The sequence below is a fragment of the Saccharopolyspora sp. NPDC000995 genome (assembly GCF_053599315.1).
The window spans coordinates 41309-58449 of the sequence record NZ_JBSFLZ010000004.1; the positions used below are offsets into that span (position 1 = coordinate 41309).

19 protein-coding genes and 2 pseudogenes are annotated in these 17141 nt (G+C 67.0%); 15 read left to right on the forward strand and 6 right to left on the reverse strand.

The genetic code is table 11. The features are described 5' to 3' along the window. Positions 1–313 precede the first annotated feature (313 nt). Positions 314–1636, reverse strand: a complete 1323-nt coding sequence (locus ACWDKQ_RS02855; protein ID WP_450137060.1) for an NAD(P)/FAD-dependent oxidoreductase — start codon at positions 1634–1636, stop codon at positions 314–316. A 445-nt stretch (positions 1637–2081) separates the two neighbouring features. On the opposite strand from ACWDKQ_RS02855, the pseudogene ACWDKQ_RS02860 reads away from it, so the two are divergent. Next, positions 2082–3076 (forward strand): annotated as a pseudogene (locus ACWDKQ_RS02860) (helix-turn-helix transcriptional regulator). Positions 3077–3363: 287 nt separating this feature from the next. Beyond that, positions 3364–4752 carry a phenylacetate--CoA ligase family protein gene (locus ACWDKQ_RS02865; protein ID WP_450137061.1) on the forward strand — a complete coding sequence of 463 codons (1389 nt, stop codon included), beginning with the start codon at positions 3364–3366 and terminating at the stop codon, positions 4750–4752. A gap of 137 nt (positions 4753–4889) precedes the next feature. Here ACWDKQ_RS02865 and ACWDKQ_RS02870 read toward each other — a convergent pair whose 3' ends face one another. Next, positions 4890–5585: a uracil-DNA glycosylase gene (locus tag ACWDKQ_RS02870; RefSeq protein WP_450137132.1), complete on the reverse strand. Its 696-nt coding sequence runs from the start codon at positions 5583–5585 to the stop codon at positions 4890–4892. Positions 5586–5709: 124 nt separating this feature from the next. Between ACWDKQ_RS02870 and ACWDKQ_RS02875 the strand changes: the two genes are divergently transcribed. Together ACWDKQ_RS02875 and ACWDKQ_RS02880 are read left to right on the forward strand one after the other, a co-directional pair. Then, the gene (locus ACWDKQ_RS02875) at positions 5710–7182 is read left to right on the forward strand and encodes a S10 family peptidase (protein WP_450137062.1); all 1473 of its coding nucleotides are present in this window, start codon (positions 5710–5712) and stop codon (positions 7180–7182) included. A 44-nt stretch (positions 7183–7226) separates the two neighbouring features. Next, positions 7227–7629, forward strand: a pseudogene (locus ACWDKQ_RS02880) (IS30 family transposase); the annotation flags it as partial. A 79-nt stretch (positions 7630–7708) separates the two neighbouring features. On the opposite strand, the gene ACWDKQ_RS02885 reads toward ACWDKQ_RS02880, so the two are convergent. Then, positions 7709–8209 carry a hypothetical protein gene (locus ACWDKQ_RS02885; protein WP_450137063.1) on the reverse strand — a complete coding sequence of 167 codons (501 nt, stop codon included), beginning with the start codon at positions 8207–8209 and terminating at the stop codon, positions 7709–7711. A 670-nt stretch (positions 8210–8879) separates the two neighbouring features. Between ACWDKQ_RS02885 and ACWDKQ_RS02890 the strand changes: the two genes are divergently transcribed. The 9 genes from ACWDKQ_RS02890 to ACWDKQ_RS02930 all read left to right on the forward strand — a co-directional run bounded on the left by ACWDKQ_RS02890 (position 8880) and on the right by ACWDKQ_RS02930 (position 14345). Further along, positions 8880–9767, forward strand: a complete 888-nt coding sequence (locus ACWDKQ_RS02890) for an ABC transporter ATP-binding protein (protein WP_450137133.1) — start codon at positions 8880–8882, stop codon at positions 9765–9767. Next, a complete protein-coding gene (locus ACWDKQ_RS02895; RefSeq protein WP_450137064.1) occupies positions 9764–10600 on the forward strand; it encodes an ABC transporter permease in 837 nt (278 codons plus the stop codon). Before ACWDKQ_RS02890 ends, ACWDKQ_RS02895 begins: the two co-directional genes overlap by 4 nt. A 14-nt stretch (positions 10601–10614) precedes the next feature. Further along, positions 10615–10854 (forward strand): helix-turn-helix transcriptional regulator, encoded by a 240-nt coding sequence (locus ACWDKQ_RS02900; RefSeq protein WP_450137065.1) that lies wholly within the window; start codon positions 10615–10617, stop codon positions 10852–10854. 320 nt (positions 10855–11174) lie between these two features. Beyond that, the gene (locus ACWDKQ_RS02905) at positions 11175–11633 is read left to right on the forward strand and encodes a YbaB/EbfC family nucleoid-associated protein (protein ID WP_450137066.1); all 459 of its coding nucleotides are present in this window, start codon (positions 11175–11177) and stop codon (positions 11631–11633) included. A 1-nt stretch (position 11634) separates the two neighbouring features. After that, complete coding sequence (locus ACWDKQ_RS02910) at positions 11635–11952, forward strand: type VII secretion target (protein WP_450137067.1); 318 nt, start codon at positions 11635–11637, stop codon at positions 11950–11952. Next, complete coding sequence (locus ACWDKQ_RS02915; protein WP_450137068.1) at positions 11949–12650, forward strand: WXG100 family type VII secretion target; 702 nt, start codon at positions 11949–11951, stop codon at positions 12648–12650. Before ACWDKQ_RS02910 ends, ACWDKQ_RS02915 begins: the two co-directional genes overlap by 4 nt. Before the next feature lie 9 nt (positions 12651–12659). Next, entirely contained in the window at positions 12660–13358 is a 699-nt protein-coding gene (locus tag ACWDKQ_RS02920; RefSeq protein WP_450137069.1) for a hypothetical protein, read from the forward strand. Between the two features lie 2 nt (positions 13359–13360). Further along, positions 13361–13732 (forward strand): hypothetical protein, encoded by a 372-nt coding sequence (locus tag ACWDKQ_RS02925; protein WP_450137070.1) that lies wholly within the window; start codon positions 13361–13363, stop codon positions 13730–13732. Next, positions 13725–14345 carry a hypothetical protein gene (locus ACWDKQ_RS02930; protein WP_450137071.1) on the forward strand — a complete coding sequence of 207 codons (621 nt, stop codon included), beginning with the start codon at positions 13725–13727 and terminating at the stop codon, positions 14343–14345. The genes ACWDKQ_RS02925 and ACWDKQ_RS02930 overlap by 8 nt, the downstream gene beginning before the upstream one ends. A gap of 69 nt (positions 14346–14414) precedes the next feature. Here ACWDKQ_RS02930 and ACWDKQ_RS02935 read toward each other — a convergent pair whose 3' ends face one another. Beyond that, positions 14415–14819, reverse strand: coding sequence for an NmrA family NAD(P)-binding protein (locus tag ACWDKQ_RS02935; protein WP_450137072.1), 405 nt, complete (start codon positions 14817–14819; stop codon positions 14415–14417). 36 nt (positions 14820–14855) lie between these two features. On the opposite strand from ACWDKQ_RS02935, the gene ACWDKQ_RS02940 reads away from it, so the two are divergent. Next, positions 14856–15428: a TetR/AcrR family transcriptional regulator gene (locus ACWDKQ_RS02940; RefSeq protein WP_450137073.1), complete on the forward strand. Its 573-nt coding sequence runs from the start codon at positions 14856–14858 to the stop codon at positions 15426–15428. Between the two features lie 169 nt (positions 15429–15597). Here ACWDKQ_RS02940 and ACWDKQ_RS02945 read toward each other — a convergent pair whose 3' ends face one another. Both ACWDKQ_RS02945 and ACWDKQ_RS02950 read right to left on the reverse strand, forming a co-directional pair. Beyond that, entirely contained in the window at positions 15598–15816 is a 219-nt protein-coding gene (locus ACWDKQ_RS02945; protein ID WP_450137074.1) for a hypothetical protein, read from the reverse strand. A gap of 82 nt (positions 15817–15898) precedes the next feature. Beyond that, the gene (locus tag ACWDKQ_RS02950; RefSeq protein WP_450137075.1) at positions 15899–16033 is read right to left on the reverse strand and encodes a hypothetical protein; all 135 of its coding nucleotides are present in this window, start codon (positions 16031–16033) and stop codon (positions 15899–15901) included. Between the two features lie 6 nt (positions 16034–16039). On the opposite strand from ACWDKQ_RS02950, the gene ACWDKQ_RS02955 reads away from it, so the two are divergent. After that, entirely contained in the window at positions 16040–17131 is a 1092-nt protein-coding gene (locus tag ACWDKQ_RS02955) for a helix-turn-helix domain-containing protein (RefSeq protein WP_450137076.1), read from the forward strand. Positions 17132–17141 lie beyond the last annotated feature (10 nt).

Consider the following 17141-nt stretch of genomic DNA (forward strand, 5'->3'; position numbering starts at 1 on the left):
CAGTCGTCCTTCTTCCGGAAGACCCGAGATGCTTCCTGGTAGTCCACCGCGAAGTCGGCGAGCGGTCCTTCCTCGACCTCACCGCTGCGCAGCAGGGCAGCTAGCTCTTTCAGCGTCAAGGGATTCACCCCTCCCCCCGTTGCCGCATCCTTTCAGGTGAAGACCTTGCCACAGTCTTCGATTTCTCACTACAGATTGTCAAGGATAGTCGGCGCCCATGTAGCCCGCACGGAGTATCGCATTGGGTACGAAAAGGCCGCGTGCCCAGTGCGGCACGCGGCCTGGTTGCTGCGAGTGTCCGGCGCTCGGTCGGTCAGCTCGCGGCGGCGCGCTCGAAGGCCGCCCTCGGGTTCTGGATCTGACCCATGGACACCACCTCGCGCTTGAACAGGAACGCTAACGTCCAGTCGATGATGATCCGCAGCTTGCGGTTAAACGTGGGCATCCGGCTCACGTGGTAGGAGCGGTGCATGAACCAAGCGATGAAGCCCTTGGCCTTGAAGCCGTAGACGTCGGCGACGCCCTTGTACAGCCCCATACCGGCGACCGAGCCTGCGTAAGCGTGACGGTATTCCTTGGTCGACTTGCCGCGCAGCGAGTTCAGCAGGTTCTTGGCCAGCTGGTTGGCCTGCCGCACCGCGTGCTGCGCGGACGGCGCGCAGGTGGCGCCGGGGTTCTCCTCCGTCTTGGACAGGTCCGGGACCGCGGCGCAGTCCCCGGCCGCCCACACGCCGGGCAGACCCTCGACCTGCAGGTGTGCGGTCGCCCTGACCCGACCGCGCTCGTCCAGCGGCAGATCGCTGTTCTTCAGCACCGGGTTGGCCTTCACGCCCGCGTTCCACACCAGCGTGTCGGTGTCGAACTCGGTGCCGTCCGAGAGCACGGCGTGACCGCCCTCGACGGACTTCAGGAAGGTGTTCAGGTAGACCTTGATACCGCGCTCTTCGAGGGCTTTGACGACGTAGACGCCCATCTTCTCGCTGACCTCGGGCATCACCCGGCCAGCGGCCTCGACCAGCGCCCAGGACATGTCGTCGGGCTTGACGTTGTCGTAGTAGCGCGTGGCGTATCGCGCCATGTCCTCCAGCTCGGCCAGCGCTTCGACACCCGCGAAGCCGCCGCCGACGAAGGTGAAGGTCAGCAACCGGTTGCGCAGTTCGGGGTCGTCGGTGTTGGCAGCGGCGTCCATCTTGCCCAGCACGTGGTTGCGCAGGTAGGTGGCCTCACCAACGGTCTTGAGGGAGATGCCCTCCTCGGCGAGGCCGGGGATCGGCAGCAGCCGGGAGACCGAGCCGAGGGCCACGATCAGCACGTCGTAGGCGATGGTCTCCGCACCCGTCTGCGGGTTCTCGACCGTGACGACCTTCTCGTCGTGCTTGATCTCGGTGACAGCGGCGGTGATTACGTTGCACCGCTTCAACACTCGTCGCAGTGGCGCTACCACGTGGCGGGGTTCGACCGAACCCGCGGCCGCTTCCGGGAGGAAGGGTTGGTAGGTCATGTGCGGCTGAGGATCGACGACCGTCACGGAGGCCTCGCGGCGCCCCAGCTTCTTCTGCAGCTGAAGTGCCGTGTACATGCCGACGTAACCGCCGCCGAGGATGAGAATCCGCGTGGGATCGGATTTACCAGCCATGCGCTCATGGTCGCACCACTGACTGCATCCGCGCTGCGCCGACCCCCCTTAATGTGACGCCAGTCGCCGGTGGCATCGATCACGATCAACGCGCTGTGCACGGACAAACGCGCTGCGTACGCGCCCGAAATGGGCGGCGGCGGATGACGTCAGAGTGGCATCGCCGAGGTGTCATGAAGGTTGGTTTCCGCCACCCTACCGAATCTTGGACCCGGATGACCACGCCCAAGCAATTTCTTCCGGAAGATCGACAACGCTGTCGCACTAGAGGACCTGACCATCGAGAAGGCCAACCCACCCCAACCCGTACCCCGGGTCTGGATGTGACCCGGTGCATGCCGCTCGGCGATACGCGACCCATCGGCCAGGTGGCACGACGAAATTCAGCGGACGGTCGGCCAGACCACGGCAGGGTCGTGTGACCACCTTCGCGGCCAAAGTGCTCATCGATTGGGCACTTTGTTCGCGAGCATGGAGATATGGCGCCGACCGTCTCGTCGCTGCCCTGTTGCTGTTCCAGGCCCGTGGCCGGGTGACCGCTGCCGAGTTGGCCGACGAGCTGGAGACGTCCGTGGCCACCGCCCGCCGCGACCTGGCGGCGCTGTCCGCCGCGGGCATCCCGGTGTATCCGCAGCCGGGGCGCGGCGGCGGGTGGTCGCTCGTCGGTGGTGCCCGCACCGATCTCAGCGGGCTGAACGCGGCCGAGTCTTCTTGTTCCTCGGCCCAGCTAGCTCCGCCGCGCCCGAGCTGACCTCCGCGCTGCGCAAGCTCATCCGAGCCCTGCCGGCCACGTTGCGCTCCGACGCCGAGGCCGCAGCCTCAGCCGTGGTGCCGGACTCGGCGCGCTGGGGCGAGCGCGGCCAGGTGCCTGGTCTGGTTGAGTTCCTGCAGCCCGCCACGGCGCGCGAGGTCAAGGTACGGCTGACGTATGCGGGCCGGGATGAGCGCTCGACGGTCCGGCTCGTGGATCCGCTCGGGCTGGTCGACAAGGACGGGATCTGGTATCTGATCGCGGGCACCGAGTCCGGTCGGCGAACGTTGCGCGTAGACCGAGTTGCCAAGGCGGAGGCCGTGGACCTGCCAGCTGAGCGCCCCGCCGATTTCAGCTTGTCGGCGGAGTGGGCACGGGTCGTGGAGGGAGTCGAACCGCGGCGCTCGCTCGTCTCGGCCGTGGTACTGATCAACGCACGGCTCTTCCCGGTGCTGCGCACGCATTTCGGGCGGCAATGCCATGTCATCGGGCAGGAGGACGCACGTGTCCGTGCGCGCGTGGCCGCGCACCTGGTCCCGTCCATCGCCGAGCAACTGGCCAGGTTGGGCGCCTCGGTCGAAGTGGTGGAGCCGGCTTCGGTCCGCGCCGAGCTCGTCAGGATCGGGTTGGAGCTGGCCGAACGCTACGCATCGGCTGGTGACGGAGCCTGGTGGCGAAGATCCGGGTGAACGGGTTCGCAGTCCTCGCCGGCTCCTTCGCGTGCTCCAGCACGCCGCGCGGCATCGCCGGGTCTGATTCCCGTGAAGGTGTTCGGCTGGCTGACGTGAACGGACGGGAGGTCCCGACGCTGCGGCAGCAAACCCGAGTACACCGCGATATCCGCACGACCATCCGCTGCGATGCTTCCGAGCTGCCGTATCGATCCGGCCTAGCTGCGTGGCCCCGTCGGGATGCCGGGCGGGAACACCATCCGCGGACTGCCGGAACGCGTTGCAGCCGACAGGCGCGCACACTTGTGCCCGTGCCGACCGAGGACTGGAAGGCGGCTTACGCGCATTTGCGCGCCGCGCACCTGAGCGCGGTGCGGGCCTCGCTTGAGGACCACGTGGCGCGGCTCGCGTGGCAGCGCGAGCGGATCGAGCGCTACCAGGTCGAACGACTCCGGTCGTTGCTGGGATTCGCGCGCGAGCGCTCACCGTTCCACGCGGCCCGGATGGCCGATGTTGACCCGACCACGGCGACCGTCGACGATCTCGCACGGCTGCCGGTCATGGTCAAGCAGGAGGCCCAGTACGAGTGGGACAGGATCGTGACCTCGCCCGGCATCGACCGCGACGGCGCCGAACGGGCGCTGGCCGAGCAGCGCTGGTTCTCCTACACGCCCGCGCGGCACCAGGTGTTCAGCTCCGGCGGCTCGAGCGGCGTGCGCGGGGTGTACGTGTGGGACTGGGAGCAGTTCGTCACGCTGGCCTGCCTCGCCTGGCGGTGGCAGGTGCGTGCCGAGCGCGCCTCCGGATCGCCCGTGCGCCGAGCGCGGCTGGTCGTGCTGGAGGCAGGCGAGCCGCCGCACGCGAGTACGCCGTTGTTCGACGTCGCGACCGGGCCGTCGGAGGCGACCGTCGTGATCTCAGCGGCTGCGCCGTTCGACCAGGTGCTGGAGGCCGTGGCCGAAGCACGGCCCAGCCATCTCGTCGGCTACGCCTCGGTGATCGGGCGCCTCGCCCGTGCCGCGATCGCGGGTTCGCTCGACATCCGGCCGGTCCGGGTCAGCACCAATTCCGAGCCGCTGAACAGGGAGGACCGTAAGGCGATCGACATCGCCTGGGGTGCTCCCGTCCACAACCTCTGGGGCTCGACCGAGATCGGCGTCCAGGCGGTCGGCTGCGGGCTGGGCGACGGTCTCCACGTCTGCGAGGACGAGGTGATCCTCGAACGGGTTGATCCGGCTGGGCGCCCGGTCGGCCCCGACGAGCCAGCCGTGCGCACGCTCGCGACCGGGCTCGCCGGCCACACGTTCCCGTTCATTCGCTACGACCTCGGCGACGAGGTCACGCTGCTGCCCGGGCGCTGCGCGTGCGGCAGCGCGATGCTGCGCGTCGGCGACATCGCCGGACGTCGCGACGACGACTTCCGCTACGGCGAGCGGACGGTCCCGGCCAGTGCGTTCCGGCATGTGCTGGGAACCGACCCGCTGATCTTGGAATACCAGGTCCGTCAGATTGCGGGCGGGGCGGACGTGCTCGTCGTCGGCGCGCCGGACGTGTGTGCCGTGACCGCGGCGCTGGTTTCCTCGCTACGGTCCTACGGACTCGCACATCCCGAGATCAACCTTCGGCCGGTCGACCGGATCCCGCGCCACGCCGCGACGGGCAAGCTCAAGCGATTCATCCCGCTGAGTGACTAGGGGCATCCCGTGGCAGCGGGCTCCGTGCCGCCACGGTCGCCCGCTGCGGGGGTTGACCCGAGCACGCTCGATATGCGCCCGATCCAGCCAAGTACGTCACGCACTCATGGCCTTCCTGGAGCGACGGTGGGGCGCAGTCAGTGGATCCCCGCCAATTCCTTCGCGTGCTCCAGTACACCGCAGAGCATCTCCGGGGTCAGCTTTCCCGTGAAGGTGTTCTGCTGGCTGACGTGGTAGCAGCCGAGGAGGTGGAGGGGATTCCCGCCATCCTCAGACGGGAGCTCGACGTGGACGTTGTGGCCGAACTTCGGGCGGGGTTTGGGGACTTCCCAGGCCGCGTCCGCCAGCACCGGAAGCAAGGCTTGCCAGCCGAACGCGCCCAGCACCACGACCACGTGCAGCGTCGGGCGCAGCAGGTCGAGTTCGCGGACCAGCCACGGGCGGCAGGTGTCACGTTCGGTCGGCGTCGGTTTGTTGGCCGGCGGGGCGCAGTGCACCGGCGCCGTGATCCTGGTGTGGCGCAACGTCAAACCGTCGTCGATGTGCCGGGCCTCCGGCTGCGAAGCCAGGCCGATGTCGTAGAGCGCCTGGAACAGCACATCGCCGGAGCGGTCGCCGGTGAAGATCCGGCCCGTCCGGTTTCCGCCGTGCGCCGCCGGGGCAAGCCCGACGATCGCGATCTCCGCGTCCGGCGGGCCGAAGCCGGGCACCGGTCGTCCCCAGTATTCTTCGTCGCGGAACGCCGCGCGCTTGACCCGTGCCACCTCTTCCCGCCATTCGACCAGCCGCGGGCAGGCGGTGCAGCGGGTGACGAGCTCGTCGAGTTCGGCGATCCGGTTCGCATTAGGGGCTGCGGCGGCGGGCTCGCCGACCGAGTCGGCGATCAGCCTGGAGGGTGTGTCGGGCACCTCCCAAAAGTGGCAGAAAACCCGTTCGAGGGCACGTAATGTGGGCGGCATGGCAGCCAGCGAGGAGAAATCCGACGAGGTCAAGGAATCGACCACCCCAGCCGAACCGGTCGATGATCTGGTCAGCACCCATCACACGATCCCCGCGGACGGCGCGGAACTGGCCTACACCGTCACTACCGGCCGGATCGTGTTGCGCGAAGAGGTCCACACCGACGGCAAGTTCGAGGGCTACAAGCCCAAGGCCGAGGTGTTCCTGACCTCCTACGTGGCCGATGCCGAACCCGGCACCAGACCGGTGACGTTCGCGTTCAACGGAGGCCCGGGCTCCTCCAGCGTGTGGCTGCACCTCGGGCTGCTCGGACCCCGCCGGGTCGTCTCCGGCGACGCCGGCGATCTCGCGCCGCCGCCGTACGGACTGGTCGACAACCCGGAAACCCTGCTGCGACACAGCGATCTGGTGTTCATCGACCCGGTGTCCACCGGCTACTCGAGGGCGGTCGAGGGCGGCACGCCGGGCGATTTCCACGGCTACCAGCGGGACATCGAGTCGATCGCCGAGGTGATCCGGCTGTGGACCACCCGCAACGGCCGCTGGATGTCGCCGAAGTACCTCGCCGGCGAGTCCTACGGCACGCTGCGCGCCGCCGCGCTCGCCGAGCACCTGCAGTCGCGGCACGGCCTCTATCCGAACGGCCTGCTGCTGATCTCCTCGGTGCTGGACATGGGCACGATCCGGTTCACCGAAGGCAACGACCTGCCGTACTCGCTGTACCTGCCGACGTACGCGGCGATCGCGCACTACCACGGCAAGCACGGCGACCGGCCGCTGCGCGAGGTCCTGGACGAGGCGGAGAAGTTCGCTGCCGAGGACTACCCGTGGGCGCTGGCTCGCGGCGCGCGGTTGAGCTCGTCCGAGCGCGAGGACATAGTCCGGCGGGTCGCCGCGTTGTCCGGGCTGTCCGACGAATACGTCGACCGTGCCAACCTGCGCATCGAGCACATCCGGTTCTTCACCGAGCTGCTGCGCGACCAGCGGGCGACGGTCGGGCGGATGGACGGCCGGTTCACCGGCTGGGAGCCGGATGCCGCCGGGGAGCACTTCAGCGACGACCCGAGCATCTCCGGCATCCGTGGCGCCTACGCGGCGGCGATCAACCACTATCTGCGCGAAGAACTCGACTACGCCAGCGATCTGCCGTACGAGACGCTGTCCAGCCGGGTGCAGCCCTGGTCCTACAAGGAGTTCGAGGGCGCGAGCGTGTCCGTTGTGGACAAGCTCGGTGCGGCGTTCCAGGCCAACCCGCACCTGCGGATCCACGTCGGCTGCGGCTACACCGACGGCGCAACCCCGTACTTCGCGGCCGAGCACGTGCTGGCGCAGCTGCCGATTCCGGAGCGGCTGCGGGAGAACATCGACGTCCGCTACTACCCCGCGGGCCACATGATGTACGTCCACGAGGAGTCCCGGATCCAGCAGTCGCAAGACCTCGCGAACTTTGTGGCGCCAAGCCGTCCATAGTGGATTTTTCGCATGGGTAGTTGATCAGCGGGTGCCGCGAGGAGGTCTGCGACGTGCTGGTGCCCTTGATCCAGTCCCTGCCCGTGCACCTGCGCGGCTCGCTGACCTGGGACCAAGGCTGTGAGATGGCCGCGCACAAGCAGTTCACGGTGATCACGGGAGTGCCGGTCTACTTCTGCGACCCGCACTCACCCTGGCAGCGCGGATCGAACGAGAACACCAACGGGCTACTACGGCAGTACTTCCCCAAAGGTACTGACCTGTCCATCCACAGCGCCGAAGACCTCGAGCAGCGGGACGGGCATCCGACCCGCCCGCTCCGGCTGGCCGGGCCTCGCCGAGCTGATGCTCGAACACGTCGCCCAACAACTCAACAGCCGACCACGCAAAACGCTCGGCTGGAAAACTCCAGCCGAGCGCCTGCGTGAGCTACTGCCAGCCACATAGGCCATCAGGTGTTAGGACCTCAAGAACCGCCCCGTGCCGTTGACACCCCGAACGGGAGCGGGGCCTTCTGACGCTGAAATCAGTGCTTGCCGACCACCTGGGCCTGGGTGTTGTCCTGCCAGTCCCCGGCCTGGGTCTGATTGGCGTTGTTGGTTTGGTTCGAGCCGGTGTTGGCGATCTGCTCCTTGCCGCCGATCTGGACGACCGTCGAGGGCGAAACGTTCGTGTTCGTCGGCTTGCTCACCTGGATCTCGTTCTGGTTCTGCACCTGCGTCGGGGACCCGTCGGCCTTGACCAGCTGTGCCTGGGCGTTGCCGTCCCAGTCTCCGTCCTGGTCCTGGTCGGCGTTGTTGGTCTGGCTCGAGCCGGTGTTGGCGACCTGCTTGTGGCCGCCGATCTGAACCACGGTCGAGGGCGAAACGTTCGTGTTCGTCGGCTTGCTCACCTGGACTTCGTCCTGGTTCTGCACCTGCGTCGGGGAGCCGTCGTGGCTGCCGTCAGCCATCGCCACGGCCGTCGCTCCGAGCAGCATCGGGAAGCTCACCGCGGCAACCGTCAGCACGCGCTTCGCAGTACGCATCAAAGCACTTCCTTCCATGAGAACCGGGACTTGCGGCGCCGAGTTCCGCGCCGACCAATTCGAACGAGGCAAACCGGTTCCAACACTTCTCCGTCAGCCTCGCACGGAATACCGTATCGCCATCGGCACAAAGGTCGGCAACTCGGAACAACAGGGCTCACCTCATGCGGTGACACCGCGTTCGAGAATTGAAATCACGGATCGGCGAACGGCGCAAGGATCGACATTTTCCCAGCTCGACACGACACCAGAGGCTTTTTGAGGAACATTCCATCCTTTTTCGCGACGCACAGCGAGCAGATTTGATCAATTTCGCGAGATCAATTGAATCGCCGCGCTGAAAACAAATCCGAAGATCAGATCGGAACATCACCCGAAAAATACGAAAACAATTCCATCCAGGCAACACCGCGCGGATTCACCGACGGCGACGCGAATCCAGCCGCCTCAACCACCCGCCCAGATTCATCCCAATTGCCCGAAATTTGGGCGCGGCCTCCACTCTGGTCGATGCAGTGATCGTTCAGTATGTAGTATTTGTGCTACATACAGACCTACCCTTGCTACGGAAGGCAATGGAGTTATGACAGTCGCGAACGAATCGGCGGCACCACTGCCGCCGGTGCGGTTACCCGACGATGACGCCGCGCTCGACGTCCGCGGCCTGCGGATGCGGTACGGCACGACCGACGTCCTCAAGGGCGTCGACTTCACCGCGCGCCGGGGCGAGGTGGTGGCGCTGCTGGGGCCGAACGGAGCGGGCAAGACCACGACGATCGAGGTCCTGGAAGGCTTCCGGATGCGCTCCGGCGGTGCCGTCCAAGTCCTCGGCACCGACCCGGCGCACGGCGACGAGAGCTGGCGGGCCCGGCTCGGCGTCGTGCTGCAGTCCTGGCGCGACCACGGCAAGTGGCGCGTCCGGGAACTCCTAGCGCACATAGGGACCTACTACTCGCCGTACTCCACGGCGCAGCTCACCCGGCCCTGGGACGTCGACGAACTCATCGCGGCGGTCGGCCTGACCGAGCACGCGAACAAGCGGGCCGGGCAGCTCTCCGGCGGTCAGCGCCGCCGGCTAGACGTTGCGATCGGCATCGTCGGCCGCCCGGAACTGCTGTTCCTGGACGAGCCCACGGTCGGCTTCGACCCGCAGGCCCGCCGGGAGTTCCACGACCTCGTGCACCGGCTCGCCGACGACAACACCGGCATCCTGCTGACCACGCACGACCTGGACGAGGCGGAGAAGCTGGCCGACCGGATCCTGATCCTGGCCGGCGGGCGGGTCGTCGCCGACGGCTCCGCCGACGAGCTGTCCCGGCAGGTGGCCGCCGAGTCGGAGGTCAAGTGGACCCGCGATGGCCAGCGCTACGTGCACTCGGCCGCCGACGCCACCCGGTTCGTCCGGGACCTGTTCGCGCAGCACGGCGACGAGATCACCGAACTGGAGGTGCGCCGGGCCACCCTGGAGGACACCTACATGGCGATGGTGCGCGCGCACGAATCAGGGCACGGCGACGACGCCGCGCTGCCGTTCGCCACCGAGGAGGACAACCGGTGAAGGCCAACGCCGCACGCGCCGGCCTGCAGCGCGGTTGGATCGAGTTCCGCCAGACCCTGACCACCCCGCAGGACCTGTGGGGCTACCTGTTCCCCACCGTGATCCTGCTGGTCGTGATGTCGTTCCAGCGCGGGTCCACAGTGGCCGGTTTCTCGCTGGGCGCTATGACGCTGCCCGGCGCGCTCGGCATGGGCATCGGGTTCTCCGGGCTGATCACCATCGCCCAGCAGCTGACGGTCGAGCGCGAGGACGGCACCCTGCTGCGCGCCAAGGCCACCCCGGACGGGATGTTCGGCTACCTGATCGGCAAGATCACGCTGATCGGTTGCATGTCGCTGGTCAGCCTGGTGATCCTGCTGGTGCCTGGCCTGGTGATGTTCGACGGCCTGGCCACCGGTGTCGGCACCTGGCTGACGCTGGTTTGGGTGCTGGTGCTGGGGCTGGTCGCGACGATGCCGATCGGCGCGATCATCGGCTCGCTGTTCGCCAACCCGCGGAGCCTGGGCCTGATCATGCTGCCGATGATGGGGCTGATCGCGATCTCCGGGATCTTCTATCCGATCACCGGGTACCCGGAGTGGCTGCAGTGGATCGCACAGGTCTTCCCGATGTACTGGCTCGGTCTCGGCATGCGGTCGGCGCTGCTGCCGGACGGGATGGCGGCGGCCGAGATCGGCGAGTCCTGGCGGCACCTGGAGACTGTCGGGGTGCTGGGCTTGTGGGCCGTGGTCGGCCTGGTGGTGGCCCCGGTGGTGCTGCGCCGGATGGCGCGGCGCGAGTCGGGGTCGAGCGTGGCCGCGCGGCGCGAGAAGGCCATGCAGCGCGTGCGGTGACGCCGGAGGGGAAAATGAGCGAGACGATCTACAACCGCATCGCGATGCTGCGGGCCGAACGCGGTATCTCCCGCCGGCAGCTCTCCGAGGCGCTCGGCGTGCACTACCAGACGATCGGCTACCTGGAACGCGGCGAGTACAGCGCGAGCCTGCACCTGGCGCTGCGCATAGCGGAGCACTTCGAGGTCCCGGTCGAGGTGGTGTTCTCCATCCGCCCGTTCCCCCGCATCGGCAGCGGCGAACGCTCCGCCTGACCGACCCGACGAGGCCCGAAGGGCACCTTTCCCCGAGTTCACCCGGCATAAGGCGCCTTCACCTCGATAAGACCACCGCCGCCATGGGCGCCGTCGTCCCCGCTGGCCAAGCCGGTCCACCCTCCGTCCAAAATGGACCGATTGAAGAATGGGTCGGTCGGCTCGCGAAGAGCGCCGTAGCGCCCAGCAACACTACCGTGACTGAGCGCATTTGTACCGACAACGTTGGTTTGACCGATTCTTCAGTTCCGTCTCGAGATGGGTGCTCCGCTGTCTAAGATTCGATCTCGGCACTCTGCCCTTACGCGAATCGGAGGGACATGGAGGGGAACATCCTCGATCCGGACAGCGCTCACGAGCGCTTGGCCGCTTGGAAGGACCGGATCGACAAGCTGGCCGCCGACACCCGAGCGATGAGCGAACGGCTGCAGGAAGTGCGGGTCACCGCGAGCGATCCGAACGGGCTGACGGAGGTCACGATCGACTCGACCGGCGCGCTGGTGGACCTGCGGCTGACCGACCGGATGCAGCGTACGAGCCCGGACGTCGTCGCTGGCACGATCATGGCGACCCTCGGCGAGGCCAAGAACAAGCTCGCCGACCGGTCGCAGGAGATTATCGCCGACACGGTGGGCACCGAATCCCCGGCGGCGCGGGCGATCGCGGACAGCGTCGGGCAGCACCTGCGCAGCGATCCGGTCCCGGAAAGCGCAGCCGCTCCCGGCGATGACGACCAGGACTACGAGACGCACTCCTACCTCGACGAGCGGCGGTGGTGACATGGGCGACGGCTACAACGTCGACGCCGACCAGTTGCGCGCCCACGCAAGCAAGGTGTCGGAGATCCAGGCGCGGTTCGGCGCGGTGAGATCCGCCAGCTCGCACATCACGCAGGACGACCAGGCGTACGGACTGCTGTGCGGGTGGATTTCCGGCGTGCTGGAGGAACGGCACGCCGACCAGGACGAACTGATCGCGTACGTGGCGGAGAACCTCGAACTCGCCGCCGCAGCGCTGCGCGACACCGCCGACTACTACGAGTCCCTCGACAAGGACCACGCCGACCTGATCCGCTCCGCAGGCGAGGGCATGCCATGACCGACAACTCACTGGTCGCCCCCGTCGAGTCGTCCCGCGAGGCATGGACCGGCGCCGGGCTGGCCGACAGCATCGAGGGCCTAGTCGATGCGATCAAGAGCGAGGGCTGGGTCGACGACCTGCTGGCCGGCACGGGCCTGGCGATCGAGGTCGCGGCGAGCGCGCTGGACCCGTTCAGCGCACTGCTGTCCAACGGCCTGGGCTGGGCCATGGAGTACTTCGAGCCGCTGCGCGAGATCCTGGACGAGCTGACCGGCAAGCCGGACGTAGTCATGTCGCACGCCTCGACGTGGACCAACATGGCCCAAGAACTCGGGTCCATGGCTGAGGACCTGCGCGCGAGCGTCGAGGCGGACGTCTCCAGCTGGCACGGCGAGGCCGCAGACGCCTACCGCCGCCTGATGGGCAACAACGTAGAGGCCGTCGGGGGGCTGGCCGCGATCTCCGCGGCGATGGCGGAGGCCACCCAGGGCGCGGGCGGTTTGGTGGAGCAGACCCGCGAAATTGTTCGCGACCTGATCGCCGACCTGGTGGCCAGGGTGATCGTGTGGGCGGTCGAGGCGATCTTCGTGGTCACCATCCCGGTGGTCGCCGCACAGATCGCCGCCGCGGTGGTCAAGTGGGCCGCGCGCATCTTCACCTACACCACCGCCCTGATCACCAGCCTGACCAACCTCAACCAGCTGCTCAACGATTAGGCGGGCGCGATGCGATTCCTCACATTCCTCGCCCTCGCCGTTTGGTTCGGGCTGCACAGCACCAAAACCCCGGACGGCCCCGGCGGAAACCCCAGGGGCAGGAAACACCAGCCGACCAAGGTCGGCAACGTCGACGCCGGCAAGGGCGCCAAGAGCGCCATCAGGGCCACCAAGGAATACGCCGACAAGGGTCGGGCCGAACAGGGCGATCAATCCACCAACTCGACCGATCCCTCCGACCCGGCGAAGACCGATCCCAAGGCCCAGCAGAAGCAGGCCCTCATCGAGGAAGCCCAGGCGCAGGGGATCAAGGTCAGCGCGGACCGGGTCGTGGAGATCGGCAAGGACCCCAACGGCAAGATCGTCTTCCTCGAAGAGGGCAAAGGTGGCAAGCGCGGGGCCGGGCTGGAGCACATCTATGAAGAGCACGGGAGCCAGTTCGAGCAAGCCGGGATCCCCAAGGAAGAAGTGCCGGATTTCGTTCACAAAGCGGCCACGGAAGGCGAGTACACCGGGTACACCCAGGGAAAAGCACCCGGCCGCCCGATTTACGAGGTCGAGCACAACGGCCAGAAGCAGTACGTCGCGGTAAGCGTCGGAAGCAATGGATTCATCGTCGGAGCCAATATGAGAAGCGGCGATGATCCGTTCAAAGGCGCCCAGAAAGATCCCAAATCAGAGACCGATCCGAACCACCGGGGATATTAACGATGGATCAAGCCGAAACTCTGCTCTCGGTGCGCATCTCGCCGGAATGGCGAACGGGTCCGCTCTGGGTCACCACCAGCGCGGATCGCTTCGAGGACAACGCCGATCCCGAAGACCTGGCGGAGAATTTCGGCGTATCCGTGGAACTGGTCGCCGAACTGGACCAGTGGGACGACGAATTCCAGCAGATCTGGGATCCGGCCGACCCCGCTTCAGCGGAATTCCCCAGCGAAGAAGCGGAAGTTCGCTGGGAGGAGCGCGGGAGGCGACTGGCGGAAAAACTGGCCGCCGAACTCGGACCGAGCGTCCGGGTAAGATATTACAAGGAAATAATCCAGGCTGGCGCGGCGGACAGAGAACGGGACGATGACTGAATCAGGCGCGGATTTGATCAGAAACCGCCACGGCGAGGACTTCGCGCGGTGCGGCGTCAGCGGCGACCTGATCAACAAGCTGGTCATGCACGTCGCGACCAGCGGAACCGAGGCGGCCCGGGTTGTCGGCCACAACCGTCCGACCTACGTCGTCGAATTCGGCGGCAAGCCGATTCCTGTCGCACTCAGCATCGCCGCCAGCGGTTATGTGATCTCCGCGCATCCCGAGCCGCTGGCCCGCGTCGACGGTTCGCAGTGGCCTCCGGCGGGAAGCCGCCCGACCAGCGTCCGGCTCGGCGCCGAATGGGGAGCCGGGCCGTTCTGGGTCCGCTTCGGCCCAGAGGCGGTCGCCGCGAACTACCTGCCGGAGGAGATCCGCGATGTGCTCGACCTCCCGGCCGACCTGCTGCTGGACATCGCCCGCTGGGACCACGACTACCAGGGCATCCTCGACCAGAACTACCCGCCTGACTCGGCGTTCTCCTCCGAGGATGCCGCGCTGAACTTCCGGCGCACCGGGCTCACCCTGGCCAAGCGCCTCGGCGCCGCGCTGCCGCCGGGGTTCGTCGTCGAGTACGCGGAGAACTTCGGCAACCGCATCCTCACCATGTGAGCGCACGCGAAGTTTTCGCCTCGGGTCGAGCAAGCCGCCCGAGGGCGTCCTTCGCCTCGGCAGAGCAGGTCAGGACTTCTTGGCGAGCCAGGTTTCGAAGGTCATCAGTCCCGGGTGGACTCGGCGCAGGGCCGGGATGTCCACCGACAGGTACAGCTCGTTGATCGCGGAGTATGCGCTGCAGAGGACCGAGTTCTGCTCGCGCAGGGGCTCCAGCGGCAGTTCGACGTGGCGGAGTTCCCGGCCGGTCGCCCGGGACAGCGCGGCGGCGATCTCCGGCGGCGTCAACGAATCCCCGGCGATCTCCACTCTCCGGGCGACGTACTCGTCGGGATTCTCGAAGGACAGCGCGGCGAACGCGCCGATGTCCTCCAGCGCGATCAGGGGCTGCGACACGTCGGCCCTGACCGCGCTCACCAGCCCGCCGTCCGTGGCAGCCTGCCCCGGCATCTCCGGGCGACAGACGGAACGCACGCCCCGTTTGTCCACCGGCAGCGGTAGGCTCGACTTGTGACGACCAAGAACGCCTCGGGAAAGCGGCTGCGCGCAGACGCCCAGCGAAACCGGGAACGGGTCCTGGCCGCGGCCCAGGAACTGTTCGCCGCCGAAGGCCTGGCCGTCCCCCTGGACGACATCGCCCGCCGGGCCGGCGTCGGGCCCGGCACCGTCTACCGGCACTTCCCCACCAAGGAAGCGCTCTTCGAGGCGGTCGTGGCGGAGCGAATCCAGCGGATGGTCGAGGAGGCCCGCGACCACGCGACGGCCGAAGATCCCGGCCAGGCGTTCTACGACTACTTCCAGCGGGTAATCGAGTACGCCGCGCTGAACAAGGACATCTGCGACGCCCTGGAATCGACGGGCCAGCAGCCGCGGACGACCTGCCGGGAAAGCGACTTCGACTGCGCCATCGGCACGCTTCTGCAACGCGCGCAACAGGCGGGAGCGGTCCGCGCCGACGTCACGGCGGCCGAGGTCCGATCGCTGATCGTGGGAGCCCTGAACATGTACCGCCGCGCCGTGGCCGAGCAACGCCCGGCGCACGAACTAGCGGTCCTCTACGCAGGCCTCCGCCCGCTCAGCTGATCCCCGGGTGCCGTGAGCACTTTGGGTTGCTGTAGCAGCCCAAAGCACTCACGAGCGGAGCCGGGCGCAACGGTCCCTCCGGGGGTGGCCGGGCGCCGGGTCGGGGGCGGAGCGCCCGGCCACCATGAGGTCCGGCGAGGGAGGGGATGCGCCGGACCAGGTCTCGCGGTCAGATGCGCAGACGCGCAAGGGTCTCGGTATCGAGGTGATGTCGCCCGATGGCCAAGGCTTCCCGTTGTCGCTCCGCCTCGACGTCCTCGATCAGCTGCCACACATTCAACGCACCCTCACCGGCACCGCCGTGCTGCGCACGCGGAGCCCGGATGAGCAGCATGCTCGCGATCAGCACGTTGACCAGGACAAGAGTGCTCACCTGAAGCCAGAACATGATTTCTCCTCATTGCCATCGGTTGAGTTCGCGCCGGTCAGGGGTCGTGAGTGCGGAAACCGGTAAGAACCGGATCTCGCACTCACGACCCCGTGGCCCACCGCGAGCTGATGCGGCGCCAGCAGTCCATGCAGGTGTCCTCGTCGATCCACTCCGCCTCGGGAGGCAACCGCTGCACCTGCCACGCCTCCACCTCAACCCCGCAGAAAGATGTCACGCGCGCATGCGGCTCGGCCCGCTTCGCGGCCACGCCAAAGGCGTGCCGCCCAACCCCCACAGGCCGCCAAAACCACTCCACACAAGCCTTTCCAAACATCGCTCTCCCGACTTGTTGCAATCCCACTTTACTGTGATTGACGAGTCTCATGGGGCGCAAGCTAAACGATCAACAACCATGCGAACGGGTTACGCTGCGGAGCACAGATCAAATGCGATGCTCTACGGCATGCCAACACCGACTGTCCGGCGACTGCTCGTAGGTCATCTCTTGCGTCACGCGCGGGAGCAGACCGGTCTCGACCTCGATGCCGCGGGCAAGCTCATCGGGAAGACCAACAGCACGATGAGCAGGATCGAACGCGGCCACACCGCGCTGCCGCAGCATGTGTTGAAGAAGCTCGCGAACGCGTACGAGCAGCGCGCACCGAACGCCATCGACCTGGACGAGCTGCTCGATCTGGCACGCGGGAGCCAGGATCGTGGTCGATGGTCAGGCTATCGGTCCGTGTACTCCAAGTACTTCCGCATGGCAGTGGATCTCGAAGCCGACGCCGCTGCGATCTTCCAATACCAGACCGAGATCGTGCCAGGCTTGCTTCAAACGGAGCAGTACATCCGCGCGCTTTTCACCACCGCACGGCTGCAGCTCAGTGATCAGTCCACTGAGGATGCCGTGGAAGCACGGCTGGAACGCCAATCCGTCTTGACCAAGCCGAAAGCGCCGCAGGTCAGCTTCGTCCTGTCTGAGTCGTCACTTCGTCGCCTTGTAGGTGACCGGGATCTGATGATCAAGCAGCTCCACCACACCGCAGAAATCGCGCGACTCCGCAACGTTCAGATCCAGGTTCTTCCGTTCGCTGCAGCAACAGCACCGCGTGCGACGCACGACTTCAAGCTTTTCCGCGTACCGTCGCCCGGCAACGCCGGTCCGCTTGAGTTCGTCTACGTCGAGGACTTCACTGACGGCCGCTACCTGGACAGACAAGACGATGTGCACGCATACACTCTGCTGTGGCAACAGCTCGTGGCGGCTGCGCTGGACCCGGTGGAGTCCGAGAAGTTCATCCTGCGCGTCGCGGACGAGTTCGCGCGATGACGTTTTGGAG